The organism is Leptolyngbya subtilissima AS-A7 (genome assembly GCF_039962255.1).
Taxonomy (GTDB): domain Bacteria; phylum Cyanobacteriota; class Cyanobacteriia; order Phormidesmidales; family Phormidesmidaceae; genus Nodosilinea.
On record NZ_JAMPKY010000007.1, the window covers coordinates 140,058 to 157,081 of the forward strand.

Below are 17,024 nucleotides of genomic sequence, written 5' to 3' on the forward strand. Positions count from 1 at the left end.
GGAGATCCTAACGAAGGGGTTACGACTGGAGCAATTCGGCGATCGCCCGCAGGAGGGCAGCGGGTTCCACCGGCTTAGAAATGTGCCGCTGAAACCCGGCAGCGAGGGATTGCTCTTGGTCAGTCTCTCTGACGTAGGCGGTCAGGGCGATCGCCGGCACCTGGCCGCCCTGCTCGGCCGGCAACGCTCTAATCTGCTGCATCAGCATGTAGCCATCCATATCTGGCATGCCGATGTCGCTAACTAAAACCTGAGGCTGGGCCTGCTTGAGGGCGGCCAAGCCTTCCTGGGCTGAGGCGGCGGCGACTACATGGGCCCCGGCCTGTTCTAGCAAAAAGGTGATGAAGGTGCGCGTATCGTCATCGTCATCCACCACGAGGATTTCGGTACCCGGCAGGCTCAGCGAGGGTTGCTGGAGGGGGAGTTCTGACTGGGCCAGGGGCTGCTGGGCCAGGGTCGGTAGGCTAACGGTGAACGTCGCTCCCATGTTTTCGCCCAGGCTGGCCGCCTGGATAGTGCCGCCGTGCAGCTCGACTAGGTGGCGCACGATCGCCAGCCCCAAACCCAGCCCGCCAAACTGGCGGGTCGTAGCGCTGTCGGCCTGGCGAAAATAGTCAAAAATCAGCGGCAAAAACTCAGGCACAATGCCCTTGCCGGTGTCCTTGACAATGATGCGCGCTTGGTTGGCATCGCCCCGCACCAGACGCACCTCAATCTGTCCGCCGGCGGGGGTAAATTTAACGGCATTGGACAGCAAATTCCACACCACCTGCTGTAGCCGGGTGGCATCGCCCGAGACTAGGCCAACGTCAGTTTCTAGATGGGCTTCAACGTGAATTGATTTGGCGTCTGCTGCTAGACGCACGGTTTCGATCGCGGCCCGGATGGTACTGGCCAAATTGACCGGGCTGGCCGAGATCTGGAGCTTGCCCCGCAGCATGCGAGACACGTCGAGCAGGTCATCAATCAGTTCGGCTTGCAGCTTGGCGTTGCGCTCAATGACCGTGAGCGCCTGTTGGGTTTTGGTTGCGTCTAGGGTGCCGTTTTTGAGCAGGGTTGCCCAGCCGAGAATGGGGTTGAGGGGCGACCTAAGCTCGTGGGAGACCACCGCCAAAAACTCATCCTTGGTACGGCTGGCGACTTCGGCAGCGGCGCGCGCGGCCTGCTCCTGCTGAAGCAGCTGACTGCGCTGCTGCTCTAGCTGTTTTTGGTCCTCGATATCAGTGGCGGTGCCAAACCACTTGAGAATTTGCCCCTGTTCGGTCTTGAACGGTACCGCCTGGTGCAGGTGCCAGCGATAGACGCCATCGGCCCGACGCATGCGGCCCTCGGCCTGGTAGTTGCTGCCCTGCTGCTGAGCGATCGCCCAGTTGTGGCCGAGCACGGAAATATCGTCGGGGTGCACTATGGCCTGCCAACCTGTTGTCTTGACCTGATCTGGGGTGAGCCCTGTGAAGTCACACCAGCGCTGGTTGGCATCGAGCAGAACCCCTTCGGCGTCGGCCGTCCACACCAGCTGAGGAATGGACTCGACCAGGAAGCGGTAGCGCTCTTCGCTCTGGATGAGGGCTTCTTCGGCCCGGCGGCGATCGCTGAGATCGTTAATGAGCGCCACAAAGCCTTCTACCACGCCCTGGGGACTGAGGCGCGGCACGTAGGTGGCGCTAACATAGCGGATGTCCCCGTCTATGTGGACAACCTGGGTGTCAAAGGTAACTTTTTGCCCAGCCAAAACCTGCTCCACATAGGGGCGAATATTGCCGTAGGCCCTATCCCCCAGCACCTCCCACAGGTATTTGCCATAGATTTCGCTGGCTGAATGGCCAAACCACTCCTCGTAACCGCGATTGTTGAACCGGTAGCGCTGGTCGGCATCCACGAACGAGATTAAGGCGGGGACAGTATTGGTAACTAATTGCAGTTCGGTTTCGCGCTGCCGCAGGCTTTCTTCGATGCGCTTGCGATCGCTGATATCCAGCACCGAGCCAATGTAGCCCTTGAACTCGCCGTCTGCCCCAAACCAGGGGCTAGCCGCATCGATCGCCCAGTGATAAAACCCGTCTTTGCTGAGCAGGCGATACTCAAAACGAAACGCCTCCTGACGCTCATTAGCCGCTAGAAATATTTGACTACAAGTCTCTTTATCGTCGGGATGGACGGCATCCAACCACCCTGAGCCCAAACCGGTGGCCTCGGTCTGGCCCGTGAAGTCATACCAGCTTTGGCTGAGGTAGGTGCAGTAGCCGGTCGAGTCTGTCACCCAAACCATGACCGGCGCGTTGTCGGCCATGCTGCGAAAGCGTTTCTCACTCTCTCGTAAGTTGGCTTCCGTGCGCTTGCGATCGGTGATGTCAATGGCCGCGCCATAGAGCATCTGCCTGTCTGAGTAAAACTGAGCATTCCAGAGAAACCAGCGGTAGGAACCGTCTTTATGGCGATACCGGTTTTCAAAGGCCATCGTTTCGCTGCCCGCAAACCCCTGGTTCGCTTCCCCCACCGATGTCGTCACGTCGTCGGGATGGACGAACTCTACCCAGGGGCGAGACAGCATTTCCTGAGTGGTCCAGCCGAGAATGCGCTCAAAGGCGGGGCTGACCCACTGAAAGTAGCCGTTAGAGTCGGTGAGCACCTGTAAATCTGCACCCACCGCCAGAAATCGCTCTCGCTCTAGCTCTGCTTTTTTGCGATCGCTGATGTCGGTCAACAGAATGGCAAACCTGTGGCTTTGCGGGTCACCAATAGCGAAGGCGTCGATATTGAACCAACGGCCCGAAATCACCGATTGACGCTCAAATTGATAGGATTCCCCCATTGATACGACGCGGCCGTAGGTCTCAATCCAAAAGGCATCCAGGTCAGGAATCAGTTCGAGTGCCGTTTTGCCGAGCATCCCTGGTAGTTCCGTCAGCCTCTCAAAGGCTGGGTTAACCTCCAAGAAGCGATAGTCGATCGGTTTGCCGTGGTCATCAAACAGCATTTCACAGGCACAAAAGCCCTGATCCATCGATTCAAACAGCGTTCGATAGCGGTACTCGCTGTTGCGCAGGGCCAGGGTGGCGCGATCGCGCTCAACGGCAATGCGGGCCACCTGGGTGCCGAAGTCGGCCAGCTGGTATTCCCAAGGGGTGGGCTGTCGAGCCTGATCAAAACAGAGCATGAGTGACCCCACGGGCCGCCCCTCCAGGTCCAGCAGTGGGGTAGAGTGGCAGGCGCGAATGCCGTGGGCTAGACACAGGTCGCGCCAGGCCGCCGACCAGCGATCGTCGGTTACTACGTCGGGACAGGTGACCGGCTCCCCGCAGTCAACCGCCTTCGCACAGGTGCCAATGTGGAGGTCGTTGATGGGCAAGCCTTCAACGGCTGCCCTGAAGGCCGGCGGAAAGTCTGGGGCAATCGTCCCAACAAACTGCTGCTGTTGGGTATCGCTCAGCAGCACACCGGCCCGAATCAGGGGATTTAGCTGCGATACGGCGAGGCAGATGGCGGTTAGACAATCTTCTAGGGGGTACCCCGAAGCAACCAGCTCTAGCAAATGCTTTTGCTCCGCCAGCAGCAATTCAGTCTGCTTGCGTTCGGTAATGTCGAGGGCGGTGCCGATCAGCTCGACGACTTGCCGCGCCAGACCCTCGCCCCCAAAGATGGCCTGGCCACTGGCCATAATCCACCGCTCGGTGCCGTCATTCCACACAATGCGGTAGTCGATTTCGTAGGCCCCTGACGACGGTTCGAGGGCGGCACCGACGGCACTGACCACCCGTTCGCGATCGTCGGGATGCACCCGCTCTATGACTTGAGCCAGCGGTAGCGGCGTCGCTGACTCACCCCAAATTTCCTGCATGCGCTCGTCTAGCTCGACCAGCTGGGTACTTGGGTCATAGTGCCAGGTGCCTAGCTGCGCCACCCGAATGGCCAGCCGCGATCGCTCTTCGCTCCGTTGCAGGGTGGCCTTAGCCGCTTGCCGCAGCTGCGCCAGCTTGAGGGCCGCCTCAACTTTGGCCAACAGCTCCCGGGCCGAAAATGGCTTAGTTAGATAGTCATCGGCCCCCGCCGCTAGGCCCTCAATGCGAGACTCTTCCCCTGCGCGGGCCGACAGCAAAATAATCGGCAGCTCCTGGGTCTGGACATCGCTCCGCAGCTGCCGCAGCAGCTCAAAACCGTCGATTTCGGGCATCATCACATCCGTCAGCACTAGGTCGGGGCGCTGCCGACGAATGGCGGCGATCGCGGCTCGGCCATCCCTGGCCGTCTCGACGGTGTAGTGCGGGCTCAGCAGCCGCTCGACGTAGTCGAGCATGTCGGCGTTGTCGTCTGCTAAAAGAACGCGGGCGGTAGCGGTGGGTGATGGCGTAGGGGGGTGAGGGAGTGAGGGAGCCGGCGGAGCGGGTTCCCTGGGCTCGGTGGGGTGCCAGCGGAGGGCTTCTTCTAGGTAGGGGGTGGCTCCGGTGGCGGTGGAGAGGCGGGTGCGGGGGGTATTGATGCTATCGCTGGGCAAATGGTCAGACCCGGCTGGCATGGTGATAGTGAAGCAGGTGCCCTGGTCAACCTGGCTGGTGACTTCGATGGTGCCGCCGTGCAGGCCTACTAGCTCTTGCACCAGCGACAGCCCAATGCCTGAGCCCTCGTGGGTGCGGCCTCTGGCCCCCTGCACGCGGTGAAAGCGCTCAAAGATATGGGGCAGCTCCTCGGGTGGAATGCCTGTCCCCGTGTCTCGCACCTCGAGCTGAATCTGGTCTGCGTTACCGTGCAAAACTACCGCAATCTCGCCCTCAAAGGTAAACTTCAAGGCGTTAGAGAGCAGGTTCAGCACGATTTTCTCCCACATGTCGCGGTCGACGTAGGCGGGTGCTGCCAGGGGAGGGCAGTCTACGGCCAACCGCAGTCCGGCTTGCTCCACTGCCGACCGAAACACCCCTGCTAAGTCCGTTGTCAGCAGGGCCAGGTCGGTGGGCTCATAGCTGGCTTCAATGCGCCCCGCCTCAATGCGAGAGAAATCGAGCAGGGTGTTGACCAGCTTTTGCAGGCGCAGCGCGTTGCGGTAGACCAGCTCTAACCGCTGCCGCTGGTCGGCATCTTGGGTATCTTGCAGGGCTTCTTCCACCGGCCCCAGCATCAGGGTCAGCGGCGTGCGAAACTCATGGCTCACGTTGGAGAAAAAGACCGTCTTGGCGCGATCGAGTTCGGCCAGCTTGTCCGCCCGCCGCCGATCTTCTTCGTGGGAACGGGCGTTGGCGATCGCCGCCGCAATCTGCCCAGCAATCTGCTCAAAAAAGTCGCGATAGACCCCATCTACGCGGCGGCGGGGGTTGGCCACCGTCACCAATACCCCCACGGCTTTGGCCTGCCCCGGCACCAGGATGGGCAAGACCATGGCCTCCTGAGGCGGCTCTGGCCAAGGACTGCCCGGCAGGTGGCCAAAGTGGCTGACCAGATCATCAATGGTGCGAGACTGGCCGGTCTGGGCAACCGAGGCGATCGGCCAGCCCCTGGCCTCATCCTCAACGGTTAGGTCAACCTGGTCAAGCGTCTTGGGCAACCCCAGGGCAACCTCACTTCCCCCGCTGAGGTAGGCCATTTTGCCATCGTCGTCGACAATATAGAGCAACGCTAGCGGAACGTCGGCCGAGCTAGATTTAAGCGCCTCTGCCATCAGGGCACAGGCATCGTCAACGGTCTTGGCACTGCCGGTGCGGGAGGCCAGCTCGCGCAGCAGTCGGGCCCGGCGATCGTTCAACACCCGATAGGTGGTCTCACTGACCACATTGAGGATGCCGTCGATTTTGCCGCCCTCCCCTTGAATCGGGTTGAACGTATAGTCAAAAAAGCATTCTTCCTCGTAGCCAAACCGACGCATCACCAACAGCGTGTCGCTGTAAAAGACGCCCTCGCCCGTAGCAAACACCCTGGCAAAATCTGGGCTGATATCGTCCCAAATTTCGGGCCAGACTTCGTCGGCTGGGCGACCCAGCGACCAGGGGTGCTTATCTCCCACGATCGGTCGCCAAGCGTCGTTGTAGAGCAACCAGCAGTCTGGCCCCCAGTAGATCGCCATGGGGAAGCGAGAGTTCAGGCAAATGCTCAGGGTCGATCGCAGGCTCTGCGGCCACTGCTCAACCGCGCCAAACGGTGTTTTTGACCAGTCGTAGGAGCGCATCAACGCCCCCATCTCACCACCGCCCCCAAACAACTGATCAGCCGCCTGCTGATGCTGAACCATTTACAGCTCTCTCCTATCCATACCCAAATGAGCCAAGGGCAACCAGAATCTTCAGCCTCTAATCGACTGGGGCGATGAAAGCGATCGAAGCAATTTTAGCTCTCGGTTTCCTCTAGCTGCCCGTCCTAATTACCCGTAAGTAGTGGTTTATGTGTTGGCTTGGAAAAAGAGTATTTTATAAAGAGAAGCTGACTAACTGAACGTAGAGCGCTTAAGCAAGCCTAAAAGAATGACTGTAGTTTCCTCGGGAGCCTATTTATTCTCGTTATAAGATTAGCAGCAAGAATCCGTCCGAAGATAGATAAAGCATTTGCCAACACTTTGCAAACAGAAGTAATCAAGCTTCCACCCGCCTAAAGGTCGCCGTTGCCTGAAGGGTCAATACCCTAGCCGCTAGTCCAACCAAGTTTTGGGGATGGCGAATGCTTCATAACTTCTCTATCTACAGATCAAACCGTAGCCGCAGCCGCTAAATACCACCGGAACGCTGAAAATAGAAAAATCCAGATTGTAGAATGCCGATCGCAAACCCTAGAATGCCGCCTAGGTTGACGATCGCCTGCAGCTCACTGCGCACAATGCCCTGAATCGCCAGCTCCAGCTCCTGGGCCGAGGTGCCCCGCACCCGGTCGATAATCACCTGATCAATGTTCAAAATTGGAATAATCTGCGCCACCAGCGATTCTAGGTCGCGCTCTAGGTAGCGTTCTAGAATCAGCGCCAGCTCTTCACTCACCGGGTCTAACGACTGGGTGATCACCTCAGAATTTTGCAAGCGGTTGAGCAGCTGGGTGGCTAAGGTTTCCCAGTTGACCGAGTTGCCCAGATTTCTGACAAACTCTGGTCCCAAGGTGCGAATGTAACCCTGCAATGACTCGCGCAGGTTGCCACGCACCTGGCGCACCGTTGACACGGGCAGATTTTGCAGCGACACCCGCTGGAGCGACTCTTTGAGGCGCTTTTTGAGCTGAAGCGCCACCTCCAGCTCGGCAATGCGCGCGTTGCTTACCTCCCGCTCGTCGAGGCAAAAGGCTCTCAGGCGGCTCAGGGCGTTGCGCACGCCAAATAGGTTGGCTACCACCCAGTAGGTGCCGCTGGTGCGCTCCCGAAAGATGGTATCGATGACTTGAATGTTGCGATCGGTGAGAAAGTCAACGGCCAGCTGGCGCAGCTTATCGGGGGGAAACACGCCGCTGAGCAGCCAGGTGGCGATCTGGTCAGCTTGGTCGGCCGTGAGCTTAAAGTCGAGCAGCACCTGGTCGAACAGCTGGTTGAGCTGGGGCTCTAAAAAGTCTTCGCGCCGGGCCCAAACGCGAATCAGGCGGGGCAGAGATTTGCCGAACAGGTCTTGCAAAATCGCCCCGGCAATTTTGGCGGTGCGCTCCTGGGCACGGCTCTGCACCTGGTCGAGGGCAAGCTGCAACAACCACTTGATGGCTGCTTGGGTGCGATCGGTTTGTAGCAGCCGCCGGGCCAGCTTTTGCAACTCCTGAGGGGTGAGCAGTGACCCCATAATGGTGTCGGAGATACGCTTGGCCAGCCGCTCCTGGTTGCTAGGGATCAGTCCTGGGGTAAAGGGTAACTGCCGTTTGCCCAGGTAGATGGGGCGGTAGGGGCGAAACAGCATCTTAATGGCGATGTCATTGGTGAAATAGCCAATGATGCCGCCCACGATGGGCGGCGCCAGCAGTAGCCACAGCTCAGAGCTGGTCATGGCGACTCACCACCAACACCCCCATCAGCCCCCCGGCAATGGGGTAGTGAACGGCCCGCTCAAACCCGGCTTGGCGGGCTAACTTCACCTGTTCTGGCCCGGTCGGGAAGCGATCGACGCTGGGGCCAATATAGGCGTATTCGTCGGTCAGCCCCATTTGCTCAGCGGTAGGCACCACCAATGCCTCTAGGTACCAGCGCTGAAACTGCTCGGCTACCCAGCCCTGGGGGCGATGAAAGTCGAGGATGGCGGCGCTGGCACCGGGCTTGAGCACCCGTCGCAGCTCGGCTAGCCCCTGGGGAATGTCGGTGAGATTACGCAAGCCGTAGCCCATGGTGGCAGCATCAAAGGTGTTGGCCTCAAAGGGCAGGGCTAGGGCGTCGCCTTGCACCCAGTGCAGCGGCGCGGGCAGGTGAGCACGGCGCGATCGCTCTTTAGCTACCGCCAACAGCTCTGCCGAGAAGTCAAGACCGTACACCGTACCCGTGGCTCCCACTTGGTGGGCCAACAACAGCGCCAGATCGCCGCTGCCGCAGCAGACATCCAGCACCTGCTGCCCCGGAGCGGCCCCGCTCCAACGCACGGCCATGCGCTTCCACACTCGGTGCAGCCCAAAGCTGAGGCGTTCGTTTAGGCTGTCGTATACCGGGGCAATACGATCGAACAGGCCTTGAATATCAGTGGCGGTGGGCGGGGCGGCTGAGGGTGGCTGGGCAAATCCCACGGTGAATGCAGTAGAAGAGTAACCTTTACTGTAACGCTGCCCCTGGCCCACAGCCACGGTAGTTCGTAGTGTTTGTTACATCTGCGATCGCGATTGGGTCAGCCGTGGCCGATTTAGGGACAACGCTGAGGTCTATAGGGATAAGGTTCTGCCTCCCACCTCAAGCTTTAGACCTGGAGACCGCCTACCTTATATTCTGCCCACCGCCCCTCAGCGCAGCGTGCAGTTGGCAATCTGCACCTGCCCTGCCACCGTGATCGGCGTTGGAGCTGGGACGCCCGCGGTACTGCCCTGGCAAATGGCCGTGCCCAGTCGGGCCAAGCCGCTGGAATCAACGGTGGCAAAGACGAGCCCGGCATAGCCTCGCAACGCCGGGTTGATAGGTATAGCTTGGGTGCTGGTAATTTCTAGGCCGGTACCTCCGGCAGTCATCGTATAGGTGTAGTCGGGGGGAGCATTCTCCCTAGCAAAACCCAGCTCGTCGGTAGAGGTAGCAAAGCGAGAATGTTCTACAAAAAATGCCTGCTGGGCTCGGTTGATCGTGCCGACGTATTTCAGCGCTCTGGCCTGTTTAGAGCGGGCCGCTTGATTGAGAAAGCTAGGAAGGGCTACAGTTGCCAATACCCCCAGGATCACGACCACAACCATTAGCTCAATCAGGGTAAACCCTCGCTCCCTCTGAACAGAGCTAGAGGATGGGCGACGGGCAAACTTGTAACGGATAAGAGCAACCATAGCAACGAAAATCAGGATAGAAATTGCCATACCGTCTACGCAATTTCTCGGAGAAAACCGGGAGTCTTTGCCGAGTTTCATCTGACCTTTAAGTCGGCTGCGGGCCGCTGCGAAGCGAAACCCAAAGACAGAAATTATGCTTTGATGAGTCCTTCAACCACTAACAAACGCTTAGCTCTGCCAAAACCGTCTAAACTGTCTGACTATAGCTGTTGAAGTTGAGCGATTTGGACACTCTTTCCTCTACCGGCCCAAGCCCCAATTGCCTGCGCGTGTTTATGACGGGGGCCAGCGGTTGCATTGGCCACTATATTTTGGAGCTGCTGCTGGAGAGCGATCGCTACGAGCTATTTTTGCTGCTGCGCCACCCCGAGAAGCTACAGCTGCCGGTGCAGGGCAACCCCAGGGTGCACATTCTCCAGGGTGGCCTCGAAAATATTGAGCCTTTTGCCGACCTGCTGCCCACGATCGACATCGCCATTTTGACTGCTGCGGCTTGGGGCGGCGACCCGGCCTATGTAGAAGCCATCAACGTTGAGGCCAACCTGGGGCTACTGGCCCGCCTCGATCGCGATCGCTGTCAGCAGGTAATCTATTTTTCCACCGCCAGCATTCTGAGCCAGCGCAGCGAACCCCTCCCCGAAGCTGGGGAAATTGGCACCGACTACATTCGCACTAAGTACGAGTGTCACCACCGTCTGAGCGAGCTGCCGGTCTACAACAAAATTACGACGGTGTTTCCTACTCTGGTGTTTGGCGGCGACAAAGAAAAGCCCTACTCCTTTATTTCGGCTGGGCTTCAGGATGTCACCCGCTGGATAGGCCTGGCGCGCTTTTTTCGGGCCGATGCTGGGTTTCACTTTGCCCACGCTCAAGACATTGCTACGGTGGTCAACTATCTCGTCGAGCATCCCTCCACCCAGGGCTACCGTGAGTACGTGTTAGGCAACCCACCCCTGACGGTGAACCAGGCCGTCGAGCAAATCTGCGACTACTTTGGCCAACGCATCTGGTTTCGCATTCCCCTCTCAATGTGGCTGACCGATGTGCTGATTAAGCTATTTCGGGTGCAGATGGCTCCCTGGGACTATTTTTGTCTGCACTACCGCCACTTTGTCTACGCTGGAGCCGTCAGCCCAGCCAGCTTTGGCATGGAGCCCTACTGCTCGACCTTGGCCGATCTAATGCGGGTGCATGGTCTGCCTGGAGTGAAGCGGCGGAAGAAGATTAGGGGGTAAGGGAGATAGGGAAGATGAGGCAGGTGGGGAAGATGGGGCAGTTGGCAAACTGAGTTTTCTTTTCCCTCATCTTCCTCATCCCGCCATCCCCTCACCTTCCTCATCTCTCTACCGCTCTACTTCACCACAAACTGATAAGGCATCAGCATATAGACGCCACGAGGATCGTTGAGGGCGCGCAGAATTTGAGCATCGTCAACGAACTGGAGCACCTGAGCCGTCAGCGGGTCATGGGTCTGGGCCTGGGCAACTTCAGTGCTGAAAAAGCCGCGCAAGAATTGCTGCAACTCGCTGGGTTCAGGATACTCTTGCAGACGCCAATCATCGCCCAGCTCGGCCAGCTCAACGGCAGTGGCGATCGCCGCATTCACTCCCCCCAGTTCGTCTACCAAGCCTAGATCGAGTGCTGCCTGGCCTGACCACACCTGCCCTTGGGCCAGCTCGGCCACCGCTGGTCGCGTCAGGTCGCGGCCTTCTGCCACCCGGTCGAGAAAGCTGTCGTAGATGGCATCAACAGAGCGCTGCAAAATCGCCAGTTCGGCTGCCGTTTTAGGTCGGGTGCTGGAGAAAATATCGGCCAGCTCAGAGGTTTTAACTCCGTCCCAGTTGACCCCCACCTTGGTACCCAGCTCTTCGAGGTTGAGAAAGATGCCGTACACCCCGATGGAGCCGGTGATCGTCGTGGGCTGGGCCAAAATGGCATCGGCCTGGGAGGCAATCCAGTAGCCGCCGGAGGCCGCCACATTGCCCATTGACACCACCACGGGCTTACCCGCTTCGCGCAACAGCTGAACTTCGCGCAGAATTACCTCCGAGGCGGTGGCGCTGCCGCCGGGGCTGTTGACCCGTAGCACTACGGCTTTGACCTCGTCGTCCTGGCGCAGCTGGCGCAGCTGCCGAGCTAGGGTATTGCCCTCGATAATGCCGGTCTGGCTAAAGTCGCCGTCGCCGCCGTCAATGATGGGGCCTTCGGCGTAGACCAGAGCCACCTGGTTGTCAGAGCGGCGGCTGGTGAGGGGGTCGTCAACAGTGGCTGCATAGCCCGCTAGGCTGATCTGACGAAAGTCGAGGTCGCTGTCTTCTACCTCCTCATCCTTTTCGCCGGTCAGCTCCCGCAGGGCGGTGATCACTTCGTCTTCGTAGGCGATCGCATCGGCAAGCTGCTGCGTTTCAGCCTCGGCCCCAAACAAAAAACCCTTAGTGTTGGCAATATTTTGCAGCTGCTGGGCCGTCAGATCGCGGGGGGCGGCAGCGGTGGTCAGTAGGTTTTGCCACACATCCCCCAGTAGGCGCTGGGTTTGCTCTCGCTCCTCGGGACTCATAGTGTCGCGAATCAGCGGCTCGACCGCCGACTTGTAACGGCCCACGCGGGTTACCTGCACCCCTACTCCCAGTTTCTCCAGGGCATCGGCCTGGTACATGGTTTCGGCGTAGAGCCCGTTCATTTCGATCTCCCCAAAGGGGTTGAGATAGATCGTGTCGGCCAGGGCAGCTACCGCATACTCCCGCTCGCTCCAGGAGATGTCGTAGGCCAAAACTGGTTTGCCCGCGGCCTGAAAGGCCTCGATCGCCGGCTGCATTTCGGTTTGGCTGGCTAGACCGGCGCCCAGAGCAGTGCTGCCCTTAAGGTAAAGGGCGGTGATGCGATCGTCGGTGGCAGCTTCTTCGAGGGCCAGCACCGCCTGGCGCAGGGTCAGCTCGCTGGGGACCTGGGTGCCAAACACCAAGGCGCTGGGGTCGATCGCCTCGGGCGAGTCAGGAATCACTGTAGAGAGGTCGTAGACCAGCACCGTGTCTTTCTCGACGGTAGGGGCATCGCCTTCTTTGCCCAAACCCGCCACGATCACTCCTACCAGCCCCACCGCCCCCAAGGTGAGCAAAAAGCCCAGCAGCAAACAGAACAAAATTGACCCGGTCAGGCTGGCCAGGGTGTACTTCAAAAATTGCCGCATGGAGGTAACGCTAAGGGGTTAAGCAAGGCAAACTAGCGATATACGTCAGCGTCTTCAGCGTCTTCGTAGGTGTCTATAGCCGCGTCGTCGGGGGTCTGACTCATCTCTTCTTTAAAGCCGCGCAGGGTTTTGCCGAGGGCGCTGCCCAGTTCAGGGATTTTCTTGGGGCCGAAAATCAGTACGGCCACTCCGATGACGAGAACGACTTCAGTCCAGCCGAGGTTAAACATGGCGCTAGGGAGGGTGGAGGTTTGTCTAACTATACAGCCTAGGGCTAGCGGCCGGGGTAGAGGCGACTAGCACCCCGGCTTTTCGAGGCCTACACCGTCGCTGTTTCGGGGGCGAAGCGGAAGCCGGCCTGGCGAATGCGATCCATGGCGACGGCGAGGCGATCGCACTCGGCAATCAGGCTGACGCGAATGTAGCCCTCTCCGCCGGGACCAAAAGCGTTGCCGGGGGTGACCACCACCCCAGTTTCCTGTAGCACTGAGAGGGCAAAGTCTGTGGAGGTGCTGTCGGGAGGGCAGGGCACCCACAGGTACATCGTGGCCTGGGGTTTGTCCACCGTCCAGCCCAGGGAGGCAAACTCGTCGATCAAAAAATCGCGCCGTGATGAATAGCGCTGCTGCACCTCTTCTAGATAGTGGTCAGGCAGCGACAGGGCCGTTTCCGCCGCCCGCTGCAGGGCCGCAAAAATGCCGTAGTCGAGGTTGGTCTTGAGGGTGCGCAGGCCTTGAATAATGTGGGAGTTGCCCACCACAAAGCCCACCCGCCAGCCGGCCATGTTGTAAGTCTTCGACAGGGTATGAAACTCTACACCAACTTCCTTGCCGCCAGGAATTTCCAGCAGGCTGGTGGGCTGGTAGCCGTCGAAAGCCAGCTCGGCATAGCAGAGGTCATGCACCAGCAAAATCTGGTGGCGGTGGGCAAACTCTACCGCAGCCTCAAAGAACTCGCGAGGGGCAGTGGCAGCGGTGGGGTTGTTGGGGTAGTTAAAGAACAGCGCCTTAGCCCGCTGGGCCACCTCCACCGGAATGGCGTCGAAGTCGATTAGCCAGTTGTTGGCGGCGGTAAGGTGCAGATTGTAGATCTCGGCTCCGGCGATCGCCGGTCCGCGGAAGTGGGCCGGGTAGGCAGGAGTTGGCACCAGCACCAGGTCGCCGGGGTTAATAAACGCCATGGCCAGGTGGGTAATGCCTTCTTTAGAGCCCAGCAGGGGCAGGGCCTCGGCGGTGGGGTCGAGGGCCACGCCGTAGCGGCGACCATACCAGTCGGTAATAGCGGTGCGGAAGCTGGCGGTGCCCTCAAAGGGCGGGTAGCCGTGGGTGGCGGCGTCGCCGATCGCAGCGCGGGCGGCCTCCACTACTGGGGCCGGGGTAGGGCCATCGGGGTTGCCCATGCCTAGGTCAATCAGATCGAGGCCCTGCTCGCGAGCGCGGGCCTTGAGTTCATCCAGGCGGGCAAACACGTAGGGGGGCAGGGCGCTAAGGCGGTGGGCGGTGGGCATCCAGTCGAGGGTCATGGCTGCACCTCCGGGGCAACACTAGAGGACGAACGGGCAGGGGCAGAGGCGCGAGGTTTTTCGCGCAGTTCAGGGCACAGGGGCGACACCATGGCCGCCATCACCGCTTCGGGGGTGACGGTAAACGGCAGGTGGTGAATGTCAGACCCCTCGCGGCAGGCAAACTCGGCCACCTGCTGGAGCTGGCTTAGGGTAATGTCTCCCAGGCCCATATCAGCTAGGGTTTGGGGCAATCCTGCCGCCTGATAAAAGGGCAACAGCTGCTGCCGCGCAGCCCGAGCCAGAGAAGCGTTGCCCCCCATTTCTTCAAGGCGAAGCTGCACCAAAATGCCGTAGGCTACCTTCTCGCCGTGGAGAATGTTGTGGCTGGCGGGTAGCTGAGTCAGGCCGTTGTGTACGGCGTGGGCCGCCACGGTACGGCACTGGGCACCGCCAATACCCCCTACAACCCCAGCCAGCAGCACCGTAGCATCTACGACCTCCTGCCAGTCAAGGCCACCCCACTGGTGCAGGGCCGCCGGGGTTTTTTGCAGCAAAATGTCGCGCAGCACTCGCGCCTGCTGCACCGCCGCCACCATTAGGGTCTGCTGGCTCGTACCACTGCTGATCGCAGCCTCATACCACTTAGCTAAGCCATCGCCGATGCCCGCTACCAGGGTACGTCGGGGTGCAGTGCGAATCAGGGCATAGTCCAGAATTAGCAGATTAGGACAGGTGTTTAGAGCCACGTCGTAGCGGAAAGCCCCCTGGTCAGAATACACGTTCGACAGGGCGGTCCAGGCGGCACAGGTAGCGCCCGAGGTAGGCACCGTCACAACTGGTTGATTGAGCTGGTGGGCCAGCAGCTTAGCGGCATCGAGCGCTTTGCCACCGCCTATGCCAATCACCATATCGGCTTGGTGATCGGCATAGGCAGAGTGGAGGTGGGCCAGGGCCGCTTCGCTACAGTCGTGACCGTAGGCTACCGTTTGAGTCGCTAGACCCGCTTCGTTCAGGGCCTTAACCAGAGGAGCAGCTAGCTTCAGGCTGTAGCTGCCGCCGACAATCAGAGGACGCTGCCCCAGTCGGGCAATTTGCGCAGCGATTCCTCCAGAAATCGCCGCTTCCTGGGCCGTCAAAATGCCGTCTCCCCGAACAACCTGGGCCGGAGCGATGGCAAGGGTGGGTAGTTGAGCGGTGGTCATAGGCCGAGAGAGGGTGGATAAGTAGGTTGGTTAGGTGTAAATGGGCTTAGCTTGGAGTGGGGAGTTGAGACCAGGACTCGCGGTTGATCTGTACCTGGAACGGTTCCTCTGAGCCTTTGGGAGTGGGCTGAATTTGGCCTAGGTAGAGCAATCGAGAGATGCCACCGGGGTTATGGACAACCGTGCGGGCGCGAATGGTGGCGACCTGCCCTGGCAGGCCTAGGCGGTAGGGCTTAAACAGATTGCTGGCGGCCTGGTGCAGGGTGGCATCTAGCATCTCAGGGGTGATGGCCGGCGGCACCGTAATCACAATTTGGCTGGCTCCGGAGTCGTAAACCGTTGTGTAGGGAATGGCACCGGGCACGGCAGTGCGGCTAAAGGGCTCAAAGCTCAGACCTAGCAGACCAACGGTGAGCACGGCGGCAAACCCCGTTGCCCCCACTAGGCGAAAACGTAGGCCCCACTTCAGCCCAAAAGCCAGCGCCGTCAGCGCCGCTAGGGCTAGAGTACCAATGCCAGCCCACTGGGTGGCAGTTAAAAATTCAGCGGGGCTGAGCATGGTGCGATCGCATCCTTATAGTCTGAGACGGCCAGAGTATCCAAGATATCGCAGAAGCCCTTGGCCCAATCGAGAAAAGCGTTCCCCGGCGGCGATGGCGTTCAGACCCATAGCTATCCCAGAACCACGGTCCTGGTATCTAGCAATACCCTTCAATACCCGATCCTATCAGCAGTTTTCCAGTCTTTGCGGAGCGGGGCCAGAACTGAAGGCGGTGGCGCAGCCTCTCTGGAGGAGAATCGCGGGGGCTGAATGGGCAGTGGCGCGGCTTATTCGGGAGAATCGCGATCGCCGTCACCGCTGCTCCAACCAGGCTGAATCAGGGCTGCAAACCCCTTACTTAGCTACCTCTATATTCCACCGCGCCTCACCATCAAAACTCAATAAATTAGGTTGTAAACCTACCCAAGACAGGGTAAAACTTGAAGCCGTAGCAATAAACAACGGCGGCAGCGATGACACAGGTAGCAGATATGGTCATGGGTAAATGGCGACGGGGCATGGGCCGGGCAGTGCTTTTGTTGCCGCTGCTGCTGTTCGGCTGTGGGTCATCTAAGGTCGCCCAGTGCAACCAGCTCGCTGAAGTGGTCAATCAAACCCAGGGCTTTATGCAGGAGTTTGAAGCCGAGATTCAAACCTTTAGCGAGAGCGCCGCCCAGGTCAAAAACTTAGACGACATCAAGCTAGCCGCCAGCCAGTACACTACTGCCGTCGATAAAGTAGTCACCAACCTAGACGGGCTGGTCGGCGATCTCCAGTCCACTACCCTGCGAGACGAAGACCTTAGCAAGTTTAGGGATGACTATGTGGGGGTTGTGCAGGGCTTCAGCACCGCCCTCACAGATGCCCGAGAAGCCATGGATCTCGTAGTGCAGGTTGAGACCGAGGCCGAGCTACCCGCCAAAATCGAAGAATCTCAGCAGCAAACCATGACAGCGGTATCTTCCATCGAGACCCTCTCCCAAACCGAATCGCAGTTAATTACTGAGGTCAACGGCTACTGCGGTGCTGCCCAGCCCGCCGATACTGGATCGTAGCCTTGTTCGTGGGGCCGATTCTGCGACCTGTAACCGTTCTGAGATAGCCCCACCCCAGCGTTGTAGCCGCCTAGAGCTGGGGGCTATTTCCTAGGCTTTAGGTCTCAGCGATCGCCTAGGTATACATACGGATAAATTCACGCCC

At 59.4% G+C, this 17,024-nt stretch carries 11 protein-coding genes; 2 read left to right on the top strand and 9 right to left on the bottom strand.

All coding sequences use genetic code 11. From position 1 onward, the window contains the following. Positions 1-19 precede the first annotated feature (19 nt). The 4 genes from NC979_RS16160 to NC979_RS16175 form a co-directional block, all read right to left on the bottom strand. Positions 20-6,214 (bottom strand): PAS domain S-box protein, encoded by a 6,195-nt coding sequence (locus NC979_RS16160; RefSeq protein ID WP_190517387.1) that lies wholly within the window; start codon positions 6,212-6,214, stop codon positions 20-22. Positions 6,215-6,683: 469 nt separating this feature from the next. Continuing rightward, positions 6,684-7,928 (bottom strand): DUF445 domain-containing protein, encoded by a 1,245-nt coding sequence (locus NC979_RS16165; protein ID WP_190517390.1) that lies wholly within the window; start codon positions 7,926-7,928, stop codon positions 6,684-6,686. After that, positions 7,915-8,652, bottom strand: coding sequence for a bifunctional demethylmenaquinone methyltransferase/2-methoxy-6-polyprenyl-1,4-benzoquinol methylase UbiE (gene ubiE / locus NC979_RS16170; protein ID WP_190517393.1), 738 nt, complete (start codon positions 8,650-8,652; stop codon positions 7,915-7,917). Before ubiE ends, NC979_RS16165 begins: the two co-directional genes overlap by 14 nt. A gap of 210 nt (positions 8,653-8,862) precedes the next feature. Next, entirely contained in the window at positions 8,863-9,387 is a 525-nt protein-coding gene (locus tag NC979_RS16175) for a type IV pilin protein (RefSeq protein WP_190517396.1), read from the bottom strand. Between the two features lie 227 nt (positions 9,388-9,614). Between NC979_RS16175 and NC979_RS16180 the strand changes: the two genes are divergently transcribed. Further along, positions 9,615-10,625, top strand: a complete 1,011-nt coding sequence (locus NC979_RS16180; RefSeq protein WP_347403910.1) for an NAD-dependent epimerase/dehydratase family protein — start codon at positions 9,615-9,617, stop codon at positions 10,623-10,625. A gap of 116 nt (positions 10,626-10,741) precedes the next feature. Here the strand turns inward: NC979_RS16180 and sppA are convergent, their stop codons facing one another. The 5 genes from sppA to NC979_RS16205 all read right to left on the bottom strand — a co-directional run bounded on the left by sppA (position 10,742) and on the right by NC979_RS16205 (position 15,842). Continuing rightward, a complete protein-coding gene (gene sppA / locus NC979_RS16185) occupies positions 10,742-12,577 on the bottom strand; it encodes a signal peptide peptidase SppA (RefSeq protein WP_190517401.1) in 1,836 nt (611 codons plus the stop codon). A 32-nt stretch (positions 12,578-12,609) separates the two neighbouring features. Next, positions 12,610-12,807 (bottom strand): Sec-independent protein translocase subunit TatA/TatB, encoded by a 198-nt coding sequence (locus tag NC979_RS16190; RefSeq protein WP_190517404.1) that lies wholly within the window; start codon positions 12,805-12,807, stop codon positions 12,610-12,612. An 89-nt stretch (positions 12,808-12,896) separates the two neighbouring features. Further along, positions 12,897-14,099 carry an aspartate aminotransferase gene (locus tag NC979_RS16195; protein ID WP_190517407.1) on the bottom strand — a complete coding sequence of 401 codons (1,203 nt, stop codon included), beginning with the start codon at positions 14,097-14,099 and terminating at the stop codon, positions 12,897-12,899. Then, positions 14,096-15,283: an iron-containing alcohol dehydrogenase family protein gene (locus NC979_RS16200; RefSeq protein ID WP_190517409.1), complete on the bottom strand. Its 1,188-nt coding sequence runs from the start codon at positions 15,281-15,283 to the stop codon at positions 14,096-14,098. Before NC979_RS16200 ends, NC979_RS16195 begins: the two co-directional genes overlap by 4 nt. Before the next feature lie 46 nt (positions 15,284-15,329). Beyond that, complete coding sequence (locus NC979_RS16205) at positions 15,330-15,842, bottom strand: Ycf51 family protein (protein ID WP_190517411.1); 513 nt, start codon at positions 15,840-15,842, stop codon at positions 15,330-15,332. A 455-nt stretch (positions 15,843-16,297) separates the two neighbouring features. Here NC979_RS16205 and NC979_RS16210 point away from each other — a divergent pair, with 455 nt between their 5' ends. Further along, positions 16,298-16,879: a hypothetical protein gene (locus tag NC979_RS16210; protein WP_242021525.1), complete on the top strand. Its 582-nt coding sequence runs from the start codon at positions 16,298-16,300 to the stop codon at positions 16,877-16,879. Positions 16,880-17,024 lie beyond the last annotated feature (145 nt).